This window comes from Bacillus sp. FSL R5-0286 (assembly GCF_038593245.1).
GTDB classification, from domain to species: domain Bacteria; phylum Bacillota; class Bacilli; order Bacillales; family Bacillaceae; genus Bacillus; species Bacillus altitudinis.
On sequence record NZ_CP151977.1, the window covers coordinates 1,908,827 to 1,927,688 of the forward strand.

The 18,862-nt window shown below is 42.2% G+C and carries 12 protein-coding genes; 6 read left to right on the forward strand and 6 right to left on the reverse strand.

Features of this window, described 5'->3' with window-relative positions; genetic code table 11:
- The first annotated feature begins 91 nt into the window (after nucleotides 1-91).
- On the forward strand, nucleotides 92-1,294 hold the full coding sequence (locus NST24_RS09650; RefSeq protein WP_008346586.1) for a nitrate/nitrite transporter: 1,203 nt from the start codon (nucleotides 92-94) through the stop codon (nucleotides 1,292-1,294).
- Between the two features lie 63 nt (nucleotides 1,295-1,357).
- On the opposite strand, the gene gltD is transcribed toward NST24_RS09650, so the two are convergent.
- Complete coding sequence (gltD, locus tag NST24_RS09655) at nucleotides 1,358-2,842, reverse strand: glutamate synthase small subunit (RefSeq protein WP_024718332.1); 1,485 nt, start codon at nucleotides 2,840-2,842, stop codon at nucleotides 1,358-1,360.
- A gap of 16 nt (nucleotides 2,843-2,858) precedes the next feature.
- On the reverse strand, nucleotides 2,859-7,430 hold the full coding sequence (gltB, locus tag NST24_RS09660; RefSeq protein WP_138825896.1) for a glutamate synthase large subunit: 4,572 nt from the start codon (nucleotides 7,428-7,430) through the stop codon (nucleotides 2,859-2,861).
- A gap of 153 nt (nucleotides 7,431-7,583) precedes the next feature.
- Between gltB and NST24_RS09665 the strand changes: the two genes are divergently transcribed.
- From NST24_RS09665 to NST24_RS09675, 3 genes are all read left to right on the forward strand, one after another.
- Nucleotides 7,584-8,486, forward strand: a complete 903-nt coding sequence (locus NST24_RS09665) for a LysR family transcriptional regulator (protein ID WP_342461697.1) — start codon at nucleotides 7,584-7,586, stop codon at nucleotides 8,484-8,486.
- 94 nt (nucleotides 8,487-8,580) lie between these two features.
- The gene (locus tag NST24_RS09670) at nucleotides 8,581-10,314 is read left to right on the forward strand and encodes an ABC transporter ATP-binding protein (protein ID WP_342461698.1); all 1,734 of its coding nucleotides are present in this window, start codon (nucleotides 8,581-8,583) and stop codon (nucleotides 10,312-10,314) included.
- Complete coding sequence (locus NST24_RS09675; RefSeq protein ID WP_342461699.1) at nucleotides 10,311-12,140, forward strand: ABC transporter ATP-binding protein; 1,830 nt, start codon at nucleotides 10,311-10,313, stop codon at nucleotides 12,138-12,140. The genes NST24_RS09670 and NST24_RS09675 overlap by 4 nt, the downstream gene beginning before the upstream one ends.
- A gap of 59 nt (nucleotides 12,141-12,199) precedes the next feature.
- Here NST24_RS09675 and NST24_RS09680 read toward each other — a convergent pair whose 3' ends face one another.
- Nucleotides 12,200-13,021, reverse strand: a complete 822-nt coding sequence (locus NST24_RS09680) for a MerR family transcriptional regulator (protein ID WP_342461700.1) — start codon at nucleotides 13,019-13,021, stop codon at nucleotides 12,200-12,202.
- Between the two features lie 88 nt (nucleotides 13,022-13,109).
- On the opposite strand from NST24_RS09680, the gene NST24_RS09685 reads away from it, so the two are divergent.
- On the forward strand, nucleotides 13,110-13,679 hold the full coding sequence (locus NST24_RS09685) for a GNAT family N-acetyltransferase (protein WP_274660354.1): 570 nt from the start codon (nucleotides 13,110-13,112) through the stop codon (nucleotides 13,677-13,679).
- A 198-nt stretch (nucleotides 13,680-13,877) separates the two neighbouring features.
- On the opposite strand, the gene NST24_RS09690 is transcribed toward NST24_RS09685, so the two are convergent.
- From NST24_RS09690 to proC, 3 genes are read right to left on the reverse strand one after another with little or no spacing between them, the layout of a single operon-like run.
- Complete coding sequence (locus NST24_RS09690) at nucleotides 13,878-15,146, reverse strand: glutamate-5-semialdehyde dehydrogenase (protein WP_025207480.1); 1,269 nt, start codon at nucleotides 15,144-15,146, stop codon at nucleotides 13,878-13,880.
- A gap of 18 nt (nucleotides 15,147-15,164) precedes the next feature.
- Nucleotides 15,165-16,283: a glutamate 5-kinase gene (proB, locus tag NST24_RS09695; RefSeq protein ID WP_008346569.1), complete on the reverse strand. Its 1,119-nt coding sequence runs from the start codon at nucleotides 16,281-16,283 to the stop codon at nucleotides 15,165-15,167.
- A 27-nt stretch (nucleotides 16,284-16,310) separates the two neighbouring features.
- A complete protein-coding gene (proC, locus tag NST24_RS09700; RefSeq protein WP_326378012.1) occupies nucleotides 16,311-17,156 on the reverse strand; it encodes a pyrroline-5-carboxylate reductase in 846 nt (281 codons plus the stop codon).
- A gap of 421 nt (nucleotides 17,157-17,577) precedes the next feature.
- On the opposite strand from proC, the gene NST24_RS09705 reads away from it, so the two are divergent.
- Complete coding sequence (locus NST24_RS09705; RefSeq protein ID WP_342461701.1) at nucleotides 17,578-18,774, forward strand: cytochrome P450; 1,197 nt, start codon at nucleotides 17,578-17,580, stop codon at nucleotides 18,772-18,774.
- The last annotated feature ends 88 nt before the right edge of the window (nucleotides 18,775-18,862 follow it).

Below are 18,862 nucleotides of genomic sequence, written 5' to 3' on the forward strand. Positions count from 1 at the left end.
ATCCATGTCATTTTTTCTAACACAATACTTCCATTCCTTCTATCAACTCGCTATCTTTAAGTCAGAAAATTCAAAATAAAGGAGGGGTTTTGTGAAACTCTCAGAATTGACTTCTAGTGGTCATCCTAAGACATTGTTTGGTTCATTTTTATATTTTGACGTGAGTTTCATGATTTGGGTTTTGCTAGGGGCACTCGGTGCTTTTATTGCACAAGATTTTGCCTTATCGACAATAGAAAAAGGCATGATTGTAGCCATTCCGATTTTATCCGGATCTTTTTTTCGAATTGTGCTAGGCCTATTAACAGACCGAATGGGACCTAAAAAAACAGCGATGATGGGCATGATTTTGACCACAATTCCGCTCATATGGGGGTTTTTCGGTGGTACAACCCTTTCAGAGCTAGTACTGATCGGGATTTTATTAGGGGTTGCAGGTGCGAGTTTTGCGGTCGCTTTACCGATGGCAAGCCGCTGGTACCCTCCTCATTTACAAGGGGTAGCGATGGGAATTGCCGGCGCCGGAAACAGCGGAACACTGATCTCGACACTCTTTGGACCAAGGCTTGCGGAGATGTATGGCTGGCATACAGTGATGGGGCTCGCTCTTATTCCTTTAAGTTTCGTCTTTTTGTTTTTTATTTTCACAGCAAAAGATGCACCAAACCAGCCTGCCCCTCAGCCGCTTCGGTCCTATTTTTCAGTCTTTCAAGTGAAAACAACGTGGTTTTTCTGTCTTCTTTATGCGATTACATTCGGTGGTTTTGTCGGCCTTTCAAGTTTCTTGAGTATTTTCTTTGTGGACCAATATGCGATTTCGAAAATTCATGCCGGTGATTTTGTGACGCTTTGCGTGGCGGCAGGCAGCTTCTTTCGGCCAGTTGGCGGTTTGATTGCCGATAAAATTGGCGGGATGAAAGTACTGCTCGGTTTATTTGCTTTGATTGGTATCTGTTTAGGGGCAGTGAGTAGTCTACCTGCTTTACCAGTGGTCATTGCGCTTTTATTTGTCGGAATGATGTGTCTTGGTATGGGGAATGGGGCGGTGTTCCAGCTTGTCCCGCAAGTGTTTCATAAGGAAATTGGGATTGTGACTGGAATTGTAGGGGCTGCAGGAGGCATTGGAGGATTCTTTTTACCAAACGTTCTTGGCAGTTTAAAAGAAATGACGGGCTCCTATACGTTTGGCTTTTTGACCATTTCTCTTTTTGTTCTTGCTGTCTTCCTCTGTTTGGTTGTATCCCAGTTCAAACGTAAAAAAGTCATTATCCAGCCAACCATGTCTGAATCATAAAAAGCCATGACCACTCTTTGGTCATGGCTTTTCTCTATATATGGTAAACACCCTTTGTTTGACCTATTTTGGCAGAACCGAACTCCCCATTAAATAACGGTCTACCTCATGCGCCACTTGTCTGCCTTCGTTAATTGCCCAGACAATTAAGCTTTGACCGCGTCTTGCATCTCCCGCTGCAAATACGCCTTCTACATTCGTTGTATATTCCCCATATTTTGCGTCAATCCGATTGTTTTTGCTGTCCACGCCAAAGTGTTTCACTAGTGGCTGTTCAGTTCCCTCAAAACCAATCGCAATAAAGACTAGCTGAGCTGGCCATACCTTCTCTGTTCCTGGAATCTCATGAAATTCAAACTTCCCTTGTTCGTTTTTCACCTTTTCCATTTGAATGGTATGAAGCTCTTTTAACTTCCCATTTTTATCAGCCACAATCTTTGTGGTTTGAATCGAATATTGGCGCGGGTCTTCTCCAAATTTTGCTTGTGCTTCTTCGTAAGCATAATCTAGAGAGAAGACATAAGGTTGTTCTGGCCACATGTTATCCCCTACACGTGTATCTGGAAGCTTTGGATGCTTTCCGAATTGAACAACACTTTTTGCTTTTTGGCGAAGTGCAGTTGCGACGCAGTCAGCGCCTGTATCTCCTCCGCCAATCACAATGACGTCTTTCCCTTTTGCGTCAATAAAGTTTTTATCTTTGAATCCTGAATCAAGCATGCTTTTTGTTGCGAGTGTTAAATAATCCATTGCCAGGTGAATCCCTTTTGCTTCCCTGCCTTCAATTAACAGGTCACGCTGCTTTTGTGCACCTGTACAAAGGATGACCGCATCAAATTGCTCTTTCAGTTCATCAGCCGTGATATCCACACCAATTTCTGTATTGGTCACAAAGTCAATGCCTTCTTGTCTTAGCAGTTTAACTCTACGCTCAACGACTTCTTTGTCGAGCTTCATATTCGGAATACCATAAGTGAGCAGTCCGCCTAGACGATCAGATCGTTCAAACACGGTTACAGCGTGTCCTGCTTGGTTTAGTTGGTCTGCACTTGCCAGTCCTGCTGGTCCTGATCCGACAATGGCGATCTTTTTCCCTGTACGACTTGAAGGAATTCTTGGTGTAATCCAGCCATTTTCAAAACCTTTATCAATGATCGTTCGTTCGATATTTTTAATCGATACTGCTGGATCATTGATCGCGACGGTACATGAGCCTTCACAAGGTGCTGGACATACTCTTCCAGTAAATTCAGGGAAATTGTTCGTTTTTTGTAGTCTTTCAAGCGCTTCTTTCCATCTGCCCCGGTAGACAAGGTCATTCCATTCTGGAATTAAATTGTAGATCGGGCAGCCAGAAACGCCGCCCCTGATCTCCATCCCAATTTGACAAAACGGTGTTCCGCAATCCATACATCTAGCACCCTGCTGTTTCAATACCTCATCTGTATAAGGAGCTGAATATTCTTTCCAGTCATTTTGACGAGTGAGAGGGTCACGTTCATTTGGCTTTTCTCTTTTATAATCCATAAAACCTGTTGCTTTGCCCATTGTCCTCTCCCCTTTCTTAATGAGCGACGGCTGCTTTTTGCCCGTTTGCCGTTTCTTTATTTTTCGGTTTTGTGTTTGCTTCAAATGCGAACATAACAGCTTCCTCGTGGCTAAGGCCTGCTTGTTTTTGTTCCTCAATGCTTTGAAGCATCATTTTGTAATTTCTCGGAATGATCTTAATGAATTGATTCTTTTCTTGTGCCCAGTTCTCTAGAAGTGCTGCTGCTTTTGAGCTGTTTGTATAATCAAGGTGTTCCTGAATCATTTGCTTCACTTCTTGTTCTTCTTCGTGATCTGTGAGTTTTTCAAACATGATCATTTCCATGTTACACATTCTTTTGAACTGTTTTGCATCGGATGTATGCACATAAGCGATACCGCCAGACATCCCTGCGCCAAAGTTCTTCCCAACGTCACCTAAAATGACAACACGTCCGCCAGTCATGTATTCACAGCCGTGATCACCGATTCCTTCAACGACCACATTGACACCTGAATTACGAACGGCAAATCGTTCACCTGCACGACCGTTAATATACGCTTTTCCGCTTGTCGCGCCGTAAAATGCAACGTTACCGACAATCACGTTCTCATGTCCATTTTGTACAAAGTGATCAGATGTTTTGACAGCAATTTTGCCTCCAGAGAGTCCTTTGCCGATATAGTCATTTGAGTCACCTGTTAAATATAAAGACATCCCCTTTGGAACAAATGCGCCGAAGCTTTGTCCAGCTGAACCAGTGAACCGAAGTGTGATCGTATCCTCTGGCAGACCTTCTTCGCCGTAGCGCTTAGACACTTCACTGCCCGTAATCGTTCCAGCTACACGGTGAATGTTGCGAATGTTTAGTGACAGATCAACTGGTGTTTGATGATCGAGCGCTTCCTGTACATAAGGGAGAATCTCATTCATATCCAGTGATTCATCAATTTTATGATTTTGCGGCGTTCTGAATGTGCGTGGTCCCTCTGGCTGATAAAGCAGGGTTTCAAGGTTCAGCTGTCCTGCTTTCCAGTGTGCTTTTGCTCTTTCACTTACTGATAAAACATCCGTACGCCCAATCAATTCATCCATTGATGTAAAGCCAAGTTCAGCTAAAATTTCTCTTACTTCCTCTGCAATAAACATCATGAAATTGACAATGTGATCAGGGTCACCCATGAATTTTTTGCGAAGTTCAGGGTTTTGAGTAGCGACTCCGACTGGGCAAGTATCTAAATGACATGCTCTCATCATGACGCATCCTAATACGACAAGTGGAGCTGTCGCAAAGCCGTATTCTTCTGCTCCTAAAATCGCAGCCATGACAACGTCGCGTCCTGTCATTAATTTGCCATCCGTCTCAAGAACGACTCGCTCTCGAAGGCCGTTTAAGACAAGGGTTTGATGCGCTTCTGCCAATCCAAGCTCCCAAGGAAGTCCTGTATGTTTAATACTTGTTTTCGGAGAAGCTCCAGTACCGCCATCATATCCACTAATTACGATGACATCAGCTGTCCCTTTTGCTACACCTGCTGCAATCGTACCAACGCCAGCTTTAGAAACTAGCTTGACACTGATGCGTGCATCACGGTTTGCGTTTTTCAAATCATGGATCAATTGAGCCAAATCCTCGATTGAATAAATATCATGGTGAGGCGGTGGTGAGATTAGGCCAACACCTGGCGTAGAACCACGTACGTCTGCGACCCAAGGATATACTTTATTTCCTGGCAGCTGTCCGCCTTCTCCCGGCTTTGCACCTTGCGCCATTTTAATTTGCAGTTCATCTGCATTGACTAAATAATGACTTTTCACGCCAAAGCGGCCAGAAGCAATCTGTTTAATTGCACTTCTGCGATCATCTCCGTGCTCATCTACTGTAAAGCGTGCAGGATCTTCCCCGCCTTCTCCGCTGTTGCTTTTGCCGCCAATTCGGTTCATCGCAATCGCTAGTGCTTCATGCGCTTCTTTACTTAGTGAACCAAATGACATCGCACCTGTCTTAAAGCGGCGTACAATGGATTCAGCAGATTCAACTTCTTCTAGACGAACTGGCTTTTGTTTTGAACGAAAAGCAAATAGATTTCTAAGGAAACCAATTCGTTCTTCATCCGCCGCCTTCGTGTATTGCTTAAATAAATCATAATCTTCGTTGCGGCATGCCCACTGAAGGGTATGAATGGTTTTTGGATTAAAGGCATGATGCTCTCCATTTTTTCTCCATTGGAATTCACTGCCTGATTCTAGCGTTTGATCAGTCGATGCCTGATACCCAGCCTCATGACGAAGCTTTGCTTCACTTGCAATGGTATCAAGATCAATACCGCCTAGCTGTGAAGCTGTTCCTGTGAAATACGCCTGAATGACATCTTCACTAATGCCGACTGCTTCAAAAATTTGTGCGCCTCGATAGCTTTGGACAGTGGAAATTCCCACTTTAGACATTACTTTAACTACGCCCTCAGTCACACTTTTCCCAAACTTTGTGACAGCTTCATCAAAGCTAATCGCAATCGCTTCTTCAGCAATAAGCTGTTTGTATGTTTCGTAAACGAGGTACGGATGGATCGCATCTGCACCGTAGCCAATCAGTGCGGCAAAATGATGAACCTCTCTTACTTCTCCAGATTCGACGATTAAGCTCACCTTTGTTCGTAAGCCTTGACGCACAAGATGCTGATGAAGTGCACTCAATGCAAGAAGTGGTGGAATCGGCACTTTTTCTTCCGTCATGTCACGATCGGAAAGAATTAGTAAAGATACCCCTTCACGAATCGCTTTTTCTGCCTCTTCAAACATCGCATCAAGACCACGTTTTAGGTCATCAGTGAAAAGTGTATGAATCGTTTTGCTTTTAAAGGCGTTATGAACAATCGTTTTCAAGCCGTTGAACTGCCCGCTTGTTAAAACAGGTGTATAAAGTTTAATTCTTCGGCATGAATATTCATTTGGATGTAAAATATCTCCCTCAGCACCTAACCAAGTCATGGTCGATGTAACGAGCTGCTCACGAATGGCATCAATTGGCGGGTTCGTCACTTGAGCAAACAGCTGTTTGAAATAAGAAAACAGCGACTGCGCACGATCTGATAACACAGCAAGCGGTGTATCACTTCCCATCGAGCCGATTGGGTCCTTTCCTTCTTCTAGTAAAGGAATTAAATATTTTTGAATGTCTTCGTACGTATAATGGAAAGCACGCTGACGTGTTAACAAATCACTCATTATACTAGAATTTTCTGAATTTTCTTCAGAGCGATTGACGTGAACCATTTCTTCATCGAGCCATTTTTGATAAGGAAGTTCATTTGCAATTGAAGATTTCACTTCTTCATCAGAAATAATGCGTCCTTCTTCTAAATCAATTAACAGCATTTTACCTGGTTCAAGACGGTCTTTATACTTCACATCTTCTTCATTTGTGTCGATGACGCCGACCTCAGATGAGAAAATGATATGATCGTCATTTGTTACGTAGTATCTCGCAGGTCTTAATCCGTTCCGATCTAAGATGGCGCCGATTTGTTTACCATCCGTAAACGAAATCGCTGTCGGGCCATCCCACGGCTCCATTAACGAACTATGATATTCATAAAATGCCCGTTTCTCTTTAGACATGTGCGTATTCTCCGTCCACGGCTCAGGAATCAGCATCATCGCTGTATGAGCAGGAGTACGCCCTGCAAGCACGAAAAATTCAAAGGCATTGTCTAAAATGGATGAATCACTTCCGTCTGCATTCAGCACTGGCAAAATCTTGTCTAGATCTTCTCCGAAGGCTTCAGACACGAATTGTTGTTCTCTTGCTCTCATCCAATTGATGTTTCCTCTTAATGTGTTGATTTCTCCGTTATGAATTAAGTAACGGTTTGGATGCGCTCGTTCCCATGTCGGGAATGTATTTGTACTAAATCTTGAATGAACGAGTGAAAATGCAGAAACAAATGTTTCATCCTGTAGATCAAGATAAAAAGCATCAACTTGATCTGATGTTAAAAGCCCCTTATATACAATGGTTTGACTAGACAGACTGACAAAGTAAAATTGTTTTTCCTCTGCTGTTCCCCAGTTTTCAGCCTGCTTGCGGATGACGTATAATTTTCGTTCAAATGACAAACGGTCTGTTACGTTGTCGTTTGCTCCGATGAACACTTGCCGGACAACCGGACAGCTCTTCGCTGCAACCGTTCCAATTTTCCCAGCATCAACAGGGACCGTTCTCCAGCCAATTAATGTTTGCCCTTCTTGTTTAATGAAGCCGTTGATCTTTTGTTCGATCGCTTGACGCGTTTTGGCATCATCATCTTTTGAAAAGAACACCATTCCTACCCCGTAACGGCCCTTTTCAGGAAGTGCAAAGTCTTGACAGTTCTTTCTAAAAAAAGCGTCTGGCAGTTGTACCATTAAGCCGGCACCATCACCTGTATACGGATCACTGCCTTGCCCGCCGCGGTGATCAAGCTGGCACAGCATTTGCAATCCCTTTTTGACGATGCTATGTGTCGCCTCCCCTTTTAAATGGGCGTACAGTCCGATTCCACATGCATCATGTTCAAATTCAGGACGGTAGAGACCTTGTGGTTGTGGTAGTTGATTATAAGTCATCGTTTCTCTCCCCCGTTTAAAAGATCCGTTTTTTCACAGTAATAAAATCTCACAAACTCTGTAACTTATTTTAAGTTTTCAAATTAATATAAACAATATATAATTTAGATCAAAACAATCTCTTTTTGAGATAGATGGGTGTGAAGTGCAAAAATGGAGCTTCGTCAATTACGTTATTTTGTAGAAGTTGCTGACCGTGAACACGTGTCAGAAGCGGCTGAAAACTTACACGTTGCCCAATCTGCCATCAGCCGGCAGATTGCCAATTTAGAAGAAGAACTTGGAGTGGCTTTATTCGAACGAGAAGGACGAAATATCAAATTAACGAAAATCGGCAGACAATTTTTGGACCATGTCAGAACCGCCCTAAAAGCGATAGACTACGCCAAAGAACAAATTGATGAATACTTAGACCCCCACAAAGGGACAGTGAACATTGGATTTCCTACAAGTTTAGCAAGCCAAGTGCTCCCTTCTGTCATTTCCGCATTTAAGCTGGAATATCCAGAGGTCGATTTTTTACTTCGGCAAGGTTCCTATAAGTTTCTGATTGAAGCTGTCAAAAATCGAGACATTGATCTTGCCTTTTTAGGACCCGTCCCGACAAACGATCCTCAAATAGAAGGAAATATCTTGTTTTCCGAAAGCATTTATGCCCTTTTGCCTATTAGTCACCCCTTTAGCGGGCACAGAAGTATTCATTTAAGTGATTTGAGAAAAGACCATTTCGTTTTATTTCCTGAAGGGTATGTGCTGAGACAAATTGCGGTTGATGCCTGTAAGCAGGCTGGCTATGAGCCTACTATCTCATCTGAAGGAGAAGATTTGGATGCCATTAAAGGTCTTGTGTCAGCGGGTATGGGCGTTACCTTATTACCCGAAAGTGCTTTTTATGAAACAACACCGCGATTTACAGTGAAAATTCCCATTGATTTCCCGCAAGTGAGAAGAACGGTCGGAATTATTGCGTCTAAATCGAGAGAGATGTCTCCTTCTGCCCATGATTTTTATATGTTTGTAAAGGACTTCTTTTCAAAAATTGAACAATATAAATAATTCATTAAAACAAGACATTTCATTTGTAGAAATAATCCCTCTTTGTATATGATGAGTTACAGAACAACAGACTATATGGAAGAAAGGTAATCGTATGAAATCAATTTTATCGTTTTTAAAGCCCTATCGGCTATCCGTTGTGTCCATTGTGATTCTCACCTTTTTAAGCAGTATGCTCCAGCTGTATTTACCGACGCTTACGGCAGATATCGTTGATGTCGGGATCGTCCAAGGAGATGTCGCTTATATATGGAAAGTTGGGGGCTGGATGGTGGGTTGTTCTTTACTTGCCATCTTGCTCACGATTTGGAAGTCCTACTTGTCATCTAAGACAGCTCTAGGCTTCGGGCGTGATATGAGAAGACAGCTGTTTGTGCATGTCGAACAATTCTCATTAGAAGAATTTCAAAAAATCGGGACATCTTCCTTTATTACAAGATCCACAAATGATGTGAAACAAGTTCAAGATGTCACGATCATGATCTTACAAATGATGACACGGGCGCCTCTTATGCTCGTTGGTGGAATTATTTTGGCTGTATCTAGAGATGCTGTGTTATCTCTCATCTTTTTAGCAGCTCTTCCCCTTCTTGGCGGGTTCATTTATTTAGTGTCAAGAAAAGCGATCCCCCTCTTTGGCCAGCTTCAGAAAAAAACGGACCGGCTGAACTTGATTATGAGAGAGTCGCTTTCAGGCATTCGGGTCATTCGTGCGTTTAACCGAGTAGATGACGAAAAGGAACGTTTTCAAGAAGCCAATACATCGTATAAGGATACTGGCCTTAAAGTCAATCGATTAATGGCGTACTTGTTCCCTTTTATGCTCATTATCATGAACTTCACGAATATCGGCATTGTCTGGATTGGCGCTAATCGGATTGATGCCGGACAGATGGAAGTCGGGAATCTGATCGCCTTCATTCAATATGCGATGATGATTTTAATGGCACTCATTATGCTGTCTATGAGTTTTATTATGGTGCCTAGAGCTCAGGCATCAGCTAAACGGATGAATGAAGTGTTAAATCTAGAACCAAAAATTAAAGACAAAAAAGAAGCTCTCACTAAACTTGATCAGCCAGCCCAGTCCATTCGCTTTGAGGATGTGTCATTTTATTATTCAAATGCTGAAAAACCAGCCGTTCAAGACATGACGTTTGAAGCCAAAAAGGGTGAAACGACGGCGATCATCGGCAGTACAGGTTCCGGGAAAACGACACTTCTTCAGCTGATGACACGTTTTTACGAGGCAACAGAAGGAAAAATTACATTAGATGGTGTCGATATTAGAGAATTGCCTCAAGAGAAACTGAGAAGTCAGATGGGTTATGTTTCTCAAAAAGCCATTTTATTTAGCGGAACCATTGCTGATAATGTGCGCTTTGGCAAACGAGATGCTACAGATGACGAGATTTGGCAGGCACTGCGGACAGCACAGGCCGAAGAATTTGTTTTGCAAAAAGATGGCGGAATTCACGCAGAGATAGACCAAGGGGGTTCGAATCTCTCTGGCGGTCAAAAACAACGTCTTTCGATCGCAAGAGCACTCGTAAGAAAACCTGCATTCTACCTGTTTGACGATAGCTTCTCTGCCCTTGATTACAAAACGGATGCAAAACTTCGGTCAGCGCTAGAAGCTGAAAAAGAGCATGCTGCTTTGATTATTGTGGCTCAAAGAATCAGCACAGTGAAGCATAGCGATAAAATCATTGTGTTAGATGATGGAAAAATAGCAGGTATCGGTACACATGAACAGTTACTGAAAGATAACCTTGTCTATCAAGAAATAGTCGCATCACAGGAAGGTCAGGAGGTGGAGCAAGGATGAGTAAAAAAATGTCTTCTGGAATGGGACATAAAGGCGGTCACCCAAGGGGCCCAGTACAAAAACCGAAGGAATTTAAAAAAACACTTCTTCGTTTAACGGGCTATTTAAAACCGAGGAAATTTCAGCTGATCATTGTCCTGATTGCAGCGATCGGTTCAACCGTTTTTAATGTCGTCAGTCCAAAATTACTTGGGGATGCCACCTCTTCCCTATTTGAAAGTTTTACACAAGGAACTGGCGTTCAATTTGATGTCATTTCACGCATTTTATTGTTGCTTGTTCTATTATATGTCGTGGCATCTCTCTTCTCATTCGTGCAGCAATATGTAATGGCGGGTGTCTCGCAGCAGACCATTGCTGAATTAAGGCAAGAAGCAAATGACAAGCTCACACGTCTCCCCCTTCGTTATTTTGATAAAACAACACACGGAGACACGCTGAGCCGGGTGATGAACGACATTGATAATATTAATACTTCTTTACAGCAGGCACTCACGCAAGTGATCACATCTGTCATTACAGTCATTGGAATTGTCGTCATGATGCTTTTCATCAGTCCGCTACTGACGCTGCTTGTTTGTTTGACGCTGCCTCTTAGTTTGTTTGCGATTCGAGGCATTACATCATTTTCGCAAAAGCATTTTAAAGCACAGCAAAAAGAACTAGGGATGATCAATGGACATATTAATGAAATGTTCACAGGACATCAGACGGTTCGTGCGTATGGCTATGAAAAGAAAGCCATTGATACTTTTGATCAATTAAACGAACAACTATATGAATCTTCAAGAAAAGCACAATTTATCTCCGGCTTAATGATGCCGATGATGACCTTTATTGGGAATCTTGGCTATGTGGCGGTAAGTGTTGCTGGCGGAATTCTTGTCATTAATGGGAATATTCGCGTTGGGGATGTGCAAGCATTTATCCAATACACACAACAAATGTCGCAGCCGCTTGTGCAAGCATCCAGTGTTGCAAACTTAGTTCAATCTGCTATCGCTTCTGCTGAACGGGTGTTTGAAATTCTGGATGAAGAAGAAGAACATGCGCAAGAAGATGAAGCGATTGATCTTAAATCCCTTTCCGGAGATGTGGCCTTTGAGCACGTTCACTTCGGTTATGAGAAAGATCAACCCATTATTAAAGATTTGAATTTACAAGTCCGAGAAGGACAAACGGTGGCCATTGTTGGGCCAACAGGCGCTGGAAAAACAACGATTATTAATCTGTTAATGCGCTTTTACGAGCTAGATCAAGGCTCCATTCGCATTGGCGGCGTAAAAACAACCGACCTCAGCCGAGAGCAAGTGCGTGACTTATTTGCGATGGTTCTTCAGGATACATGGCTCTTTGAAGGCACAATTTATGACAACATCGCATATGGCAGACCAAATGTTTCAAAAGAGGATGTGTTGAAGGCCGCTAAACATGCCTATGCAGACGATTTCATCCGCACCCTTCCAGATGGATATGACACACTCTTAACAGAAGATGCCGGCAACCTCTCACAAGGTCAGCGTCAACTGTTAACCATCGCCCGTGCCATCTTATCTGATCCGAAGATATTAATCTTAGATGAAGCAACAAGCAGTGTCGATACACGGACAGAGATGCATATTCAAAAAGCGATGAATGAATTAATGAACGGCAGAACAAGCTTCGTCATTGCACATCGACTTTCAACGATTAAAGATGCCGATCTCATTTTAGTCATGAAAGATGGCACGATCATTGAAAAAGGAACTCATCGTGAGCTTTTGAAAGAAAAAGGCTTTTATGCAGACCTCTATATGAGTCAATTTGCCGAAAACCAAGTCGGTTAAACAACACCAAAAAGGATAGACAGCATGTAAAAATGCCTGTCTATCCTTTTTGTGATGCCTTAAGCTTCCCGTTTTCTGACTTTCACACTAAGTTTCGTCATGTAATCCGCTTCATTTTTAGACATCAGAGAATGAAGTAAATACTCCTCAAAGACATCTCCATCCAGTATCATATCCTCTGCTTCGATACGATCTAATAAACGTGAATAGGCAGTCTCCATCTCTTCATATGTTCCTTGTTGATACATGACTGCATATAGACCCGCAGGCTTTTTGACTGCATCCGGCCCTTCCATTCGGCAAAACAGCCTATCAGATTGATGATAATGACGCTGCAAAAACTGCTCCTTGTTTAAAACAGAACCATTTGCCGCGGCACCTTTAATACCAATCCCTTTCAGAAATTCTCCTACAATTCGAGAAATTTCTTCTATAGGTGTGTTTGAATCAATCGGGTTTGATGTACTGAGGACGATCGGTTCTTCTGGCAGTTCTTGAAACAAGACCTCCCCTGTTTTCACTGAAGATAATTCATTCGTTGTCTCGATCACACGAAAAAGAAAAGATTGAATATCCCGTAGTTTTTGGATCTCCTCCCCGACCTTTTCTGCTTGCTCAACCGCCAGGCTTTGCAATTTCTCCTGAGAAGGCTCAGTAAAGTATTGTTTTAATTGTTTGATCGGAAATTGAACAGCGCGAAGAGATTGAATGGCCATGAAATGATCAAACTGTTCAAATGTATAATAACGGTACCCATTTTCCTGAACACCTGCCGGCTTAAACAAATCGATCTTATCATAATAGAGCAGTGTATCTTTTTTCACTTCAAATAATGCCGCAAATTCTCCAGTTAAAAATGTTTTTTGAACATCGCTCATCATTTTTAGGGCTCCTTTCTTGACTATGGAGTTACTCCATCCTTTATGATAACATGCAGAAACACCACATATGTGGAGGAAGGATTTACACATGAACAAAATCACACAAGATCAAGTCACATTATCACTTGCAAATCAAGAAGACTTCCCTTTGATGAAAAAGGAACTGCAAGATGCTTTCACAGCTGGCATCATTGATGCATTTGGCGATGCAGAAGGTGGACCAATTCCACCCGATGAATCGATTGATGAATCTTTTTATTCGACTGAGAACCTTGTCTATCATATTTTACTAAACGGTCAAAAGGCAGGAGGGGTTGTTTTAAAAATCAACCATCACACACACCGCAATTCGGTGGACCTGTTATATATCTCTTCATCATCTCACAGCCGAGGCATTGGTCAGGCAGCATGGAAAGCCATTGAGGCGCAATATCCAGAAACGAAGGTGTGGGAAGTTGTCACTCCTTATTTTGAAAAGCGCAACATTCATTTTTATGTGAACAAATGCGGGTTTCAGATTGTTGAGTTTTATCACTTGCACCATCCAGATCCGAGCTTGCCTCATGAGAACGATCAAGAAAATGACCCTTTAGCGCCTGAGACATTTGAATTTTTCAAATTTGAGAAAGTCATGAAAAAAGACCGTTCAAGTTCATAAAAAAACTCCCTCTTATGGGGAGTTTCAGATTGTTGACAAAGGGCTAAAATGGACTTTATTTTAGCCCTTTGTCTTCTTTTTCAAGAGTTGTCAGTGCTTCAGCATCGTTTCCATGTCGTTCCCTTTTTTCTCTCTTCTTTCATCAGTCACTAAAAAACACTACCTCAAGTTAGAAAGGTAGTGTTCTTTACATTCATTCTAGCTTCTAATCTGACCATCACCAGATAGAAGCAGCTTTGTCGTTGTCAGTGCAGGAAGTCCCATTGGCCCTCTTGCGTGCAGCTTTTGAGTAGAAATGCCAATTTCAGCGCCATATCCTAGTGCACCGCCATCTGTAAAACGTGTAGATGCGTTATGATAAACAGCGGCCGCATCGACTTCGTTTAGAAAGATTTGTGCGTTTTTTTCATCCTCTGTTACGATGGCTTCTGAATGTTTCGTTCCGTACTGATCAATGTGGTGAATGGCGTCCTCAATTGAGTCAACGACTTTCACCGCAAGATCAAGACTTAAATACTCATCTGTCCAATCCACTTCCTCCGCAGGAACCGCTTCGGAAAAGAAAGATTGAGCGTCTTGATCTCCATGCACAGTGACATGATGCTGAAGGAGTGCTTCATTCAATGCTGCACCATTTTCTTTCAGCCAATCGCGATGAACGATCAGAGTCTCAAGCGCATTACAAACGGCCGGACGATTTGTTTTCGCATTGATGACAATCTGAATGGCTTTTTCTACATTCGCTGTTTGATCAATAAAGATATGGCAGTTCCCTGTCCCTGTTTCAAGAACTGGAATGGTCGATTCTTCTACAACTGTTTTGATTAAAGAAGCCCCGCCTCTCGGAATTAAAACATCGATCCATTCTTTTAGATGAAACATCGCTTGAACCGATGAACGGTCTGTTTGTTCAATAAACTGTACCGCATCACGAGGGATCTTTGTTTGATCCAATGCCTCATGAATGACGCGGACGATGGCTTTGTTGGAAGAAATAGCGGAGGAACCGCCTTTTAAAATCACTGAGTTGCCTGCCTTGAGGGCAAGCCCTGCTGCATCGACAGTGACATTCGGTCTCGCTTCATAGATCATCCCGATCACGCCGAGCGGTACTCTTCGGCTTTTCACATGTAAGCCGTTCTCAAGAGTCCATTCATCCAATATTTCTCCAACAGGATCTGTTAATCTCGTCACAAGCCGCAAACTTTCCGCAAACTCATGAATTCTCTCTTCATTTAACATTAATCGATCCATTAATGCTTCAGAGAAGCCCTTTTCTTTTCCTGCCTCTAAATCCTTTTGATTTTCCTGTAAAATAAAATCACTTTGCTGTTCGAGTGTTTCTGCTATTTTCAGCAGCGCCTCATTTTTTTCCTCTGTTTGAAGTAAACCTAGTTTTTTTGATACGTGCTTTGCTTTTTTCGCTTTTTCTTTGACCGATGTGACAACTTCAGCTGTCAGTGTCATGAAATTCCTCCCTTATGATTAGCAAACTGGTATTGATAAATCTAAATGACAAACAAACGCTTCAAGATCTACGACATGCACCACTTCATCCTGTAGCAAGTCACCGTTCAGTGCGAGTTCGTCGGACGCATAATTGACAATGCCAAGCCCTATTTCTCTTTCATCTTGATCTAAAATACGGACAACATCGCCTTTTTTAAACGAACCCTTTACATCGACTATGCCGTCAGAATCCAGACTTTTCTCACGATGCATGAGAAGCTCCTGTGTTTTCTCTTGAACAACGATTTCGCCTTTTGGGCCAGAATGAAAAGCAATCCACTGTTTTTTATAATTCAGCGGCGCTAAATTTTCGTCAGCTGTAAAATAAGTGCCGTCCTCTGTCCCATTAATGGCTTTGTCTAAAATGTGAGGCGTATCGGCTTTGCCCAAAAAGCCATTGATGCCTGAGGCCATTGAAATTTTAAAGGCGTCGAGTTTTGATTTCATTCCGCCTGTGCCAACGCTGCTTCCCGCATCTCCAGCGGCTGCTTCGATGTCTTCTGTGATTTCTGTGACTTCTAGAATTCTCTTCGCATTCGGATTTGTATGAGGGTTATCTTCATACAAGCCGTCAATATCAGATAAAATAGCGAGGAAATCCGCATCAATCAGTCCAGCTACTTTTGCAGACAATGTATCATTATCTCCAAACTTCAACCGATTGATCGTCACTGTATCATTTTCATTAATAATCGGGATGATCCCTCGATCTAATAACACATTCATTGTATTTCGCACATTTTGATAGCGCGTTTCATCTGAAAAATCGCTTCTTGTAATTAATAGCTGTGAAGCAATATAACCGTGCGATAAAAATAAAGTAGAATATGACTCCATTAAAAGCCCTTGCCCTATTGAGGCAGACGCCTGTTTTTCTGGCAGTGTTTTCGGTCTATCAATAAACCCTAATTTTCGGTAACCAGCTGCAACCGCACCAGATGAGACCAAAATGACTTCGTGTCCTTCATCTTTGAGTTTTACAATTTGATTGACGAGGTTTTCTAGTTTTTTTAAACTAATCTCACCTTGAAAGCTAGTAAGAGAGCTGCTTCCGATTTTCACAACAATTCGTTTTCTCTCTTTATCTGCGTACACCTTATCACTCCTGTATTGAGGCTCTATTTATATCGTTACTTTTTGTTTTTGCTGTTCACTTATTTCTTTTGATCGATTGGCGGCATGTTTGACGGCCTGTTTGATGGCTTCTCCTCCGCCAAAATCATCTAATGCATCTAGTCCTGCAGCAGTTGTTCCATTAGGTGACGTAATTTTTTCTCTGAGGACAGAAGGATTTTCAGCTGTTTCTTGCAGCATCTTCGCTGCACCGAGAAGTGTCTGTGTACCGATTTGACGGGACATTTCTTTTGATAAGCCAGCTTCTTCTCCAGCCTCTTCGATTCTTTCCATTAAGAAATAAAAATAAGCTGGACCACTTCCGGCAATTCCTGTGAAAATATCCATTTGCTCTTCCTGAATGGTATACACTTCTCCCATTTCAGATAAAAGAGCCCGACTCATGCTTACATGTTCATTTTTCACATAACGTCCAGCAGATAAAGCGGTCGCCGACGCCCCAATCGTACTTGACGTATTTGGCATTACTCGCATAACAGGCTGCCCTTCATGCAGCATGTCTTCAATATACGATGATTTCACACCTGCAAGTACAGACAGGATGAGCTGATCTTTCTGAATATGAGGTTTTAATGATTCAAGTGCTGTTTCAGCATCCTTTGGCTTCATTGCCAGGATCAACATATCCATTTCTTCAAAAGGAAATGAATCCATTGTGGCTATTTGGATTCCGTAGCGTTTCGTTAGTTCGTTTAATCGCTGCTTATTTTGCTTGTTTGTTGCGTAAATTTGGCTGAGCGGCATCTGACCTGATCGCACAATACCTGCAATCATTCCTTCCGCCATAGAACCTGCTCCAATGAAAGCAACTTTCTTTTGATCAATGATATTGATCCTCTCCCTTGTTCGCTTTTTGTTCGTGTTTTTCGCACGTTAGTTATCGTAACATGATGAGAAATCGTGTCAAGAAAGAGCCAGCGCTTTTCAAAAGTCCCGAATACACGCTGAACAGCTTGCGGTATGTATGTTAGCCGTGTTTTTTAAAATCATCAATTTAGATCAAAAGAACTATACAGATTTGAATCATAGTACCCTTTCGTTCGACTGAATTCACCATTTTATTTTTGGTTTCGGTGACTTCAATTCTAGTTTTTAGAAAGCGCTATCATTTTGATGGCTTTCTATTTTCCTATAGGAAGAATGTGTTTGAATCTTTCGATTAGACTATTGACATATTTTAGAAAACATGTCCGTTGAAATGCTTTTTTTGTGGTGATACCGTGAAAGGGAATCAAGAGAAAAAGGAGCGTTCATAATGAAAGTAAAAGAAAATTACGTCAATGTCATCCCAATGAAAGAAATCCGATCTACAGATGACCTTCTTTTCCCATTCCCTATCTACAATGAATTACGATCGCAGGGTGATATTCGATACGATGAAACGAGAAAGTGCTGGGATCTTTTTCGATATGCTGATATTCAGTCCGTTCTGAAGCAGCCAAAAGTGTTTTCATCACAGCGAGGAAGAAGCACATCTAAAACGAGTATTTTAACAATGGACCCTCCAAAACATACCAAAATGAGAGCACTCGTCAATAAAGCCTTCACGCCAAAAGCGATCAAACAAATAGAAGAAAAGATCAAAGACTTGACCCATGATCTATTACATCAAGTAAAGGATCAACGGACCTTCGATATTGTGCAAGATCTGGCCGCTCCCCTACCTGTCATGATCATCGCCGAGCTTCTCGGTGCAGAAGTGAAAGACAGAGAGCTGATCAAAAGACATTCAGATGCTCTAGTTGCAGGAGCCAAAGATGATTCAAAAGAAGCTGTTCAAGTCGTTGTCGACATGCAAAAACAAGCAGAAAAAGAGCTGTCAGAGTACTTTGCTCATTTGATCCAAAAACGAAAAGAAACGCCAGCCGATGACTTAATCTCCCTTCTCATCCAAGCGGAAATTGACGGTGAGCGTTTATCAGAAAATGAACTGCTTGGCTTTTGTATACTCTTACTCGTTGCTGGTAATGAAACAACAACGAATTTAATTACAAATGCCGTACGACTTTTAACAGAGCAGCCGCATATCGCCGAATCAGTGCGGCAAGACCTGTCTCTCATTCCTCAATTGACAGAAGAAACGCTGCGCTATTATCCGCCTGTTCAAGCGATTGGGCGAGTTGCAGCAGAGGATGTTCAGATTGCCGGTTCTCACATTGAAAAAGGAGACTATCTTATCAGCTGGGTGGCATCTGCGAATCGTGATGAACGGAAGTTTGACGATCCAGATACGTTTCGTCTTGACAGAAAATCAAATCCACATTTGAGCTTTGGCTTCGGCATCCATTTTTGTCTTGGTGCCCCTCTCGCCCGGCTTGAGGCTCATCTAGCACTTGAGATTTTACTCCGTACGTTTCGAGAAATCACCTGTGCGGCAGATCAGCTGAAACCGATTCAAAGCACGTTTGTGTTTGGGGTCAAAGAATTCCCTGTGCAGGTCACCCGTTTTTAAAAGTCCCTTTCATTAGGGGCTTTTTTTCATATGCTTATCCTTACCTTCCTCGTCTGAACATGCTAAAATAAAATCCATATGTACAGTG

Bases quoted from the DNA above. Each gene is read 5' to 3' on its own strand.
- gltD (WP_024718332.1), bottom strand. From the start codon at position 2,842: ATGGGCAAAGCAACAGGTTTTATGGATTATAAAAGAGAAAAGCCAAAT.
- gltB (WP_138825896.1), bottom strand. From the start codon at position 7,430: ATGACTTATAATCAACTACCACAACCACAAGGTCTCTACCGTCCTGAA.
- NST24_RS09665 (WP_342461697.1), top strand. From the start codon at position 7,584: ATGGAGCTTCGTCAATTACGTTATTTTGTAGAAGTTGCTGACCGTGAA.
- NST24_RS09670 (WP_342461698.1), top strand. From the start codon at position 8,581: ATGAAATCAATTTTATCGTTTTTAAAGCCCTATCGGCTATCCGTTGTG.
- NST24_RS09675 (WP_342461699.1), top strand. From the start codon at position 10,311: ATGAGTAAAAAAATGTCTTCTGGAATGGGACATAAAGGCGGTCACCCA.
- NST24_RS09680 (WP_342461700.1), bottom strand. From the start codon at position 13,021: ATGATGAGCGATGTTCAAAAAACATTTTTAACTGGAGAATTTGCGGCA.
- NST24_RS09685 (WP_274660354.1), top strand. From the start codon at position 13,110: ATGAACAAAATCACACAAGATCAAGTCACATTATCACTTGCAAATCAA.
- NST24_RS09690 (WP_025207480.1), bottom strand. From the start codon at position 15,146: ATGACACTGACAGCTGAAGTTGTCACATCGGTCAAAGAAAAAGCGAAA.
- NST24_RS09705 (WP_342461701.1), top strand. From the start codon at position 17,578: ATGAAAGTAAAAGAAAATTACGTCAATGTCATCCCAATGAAAGAAATC.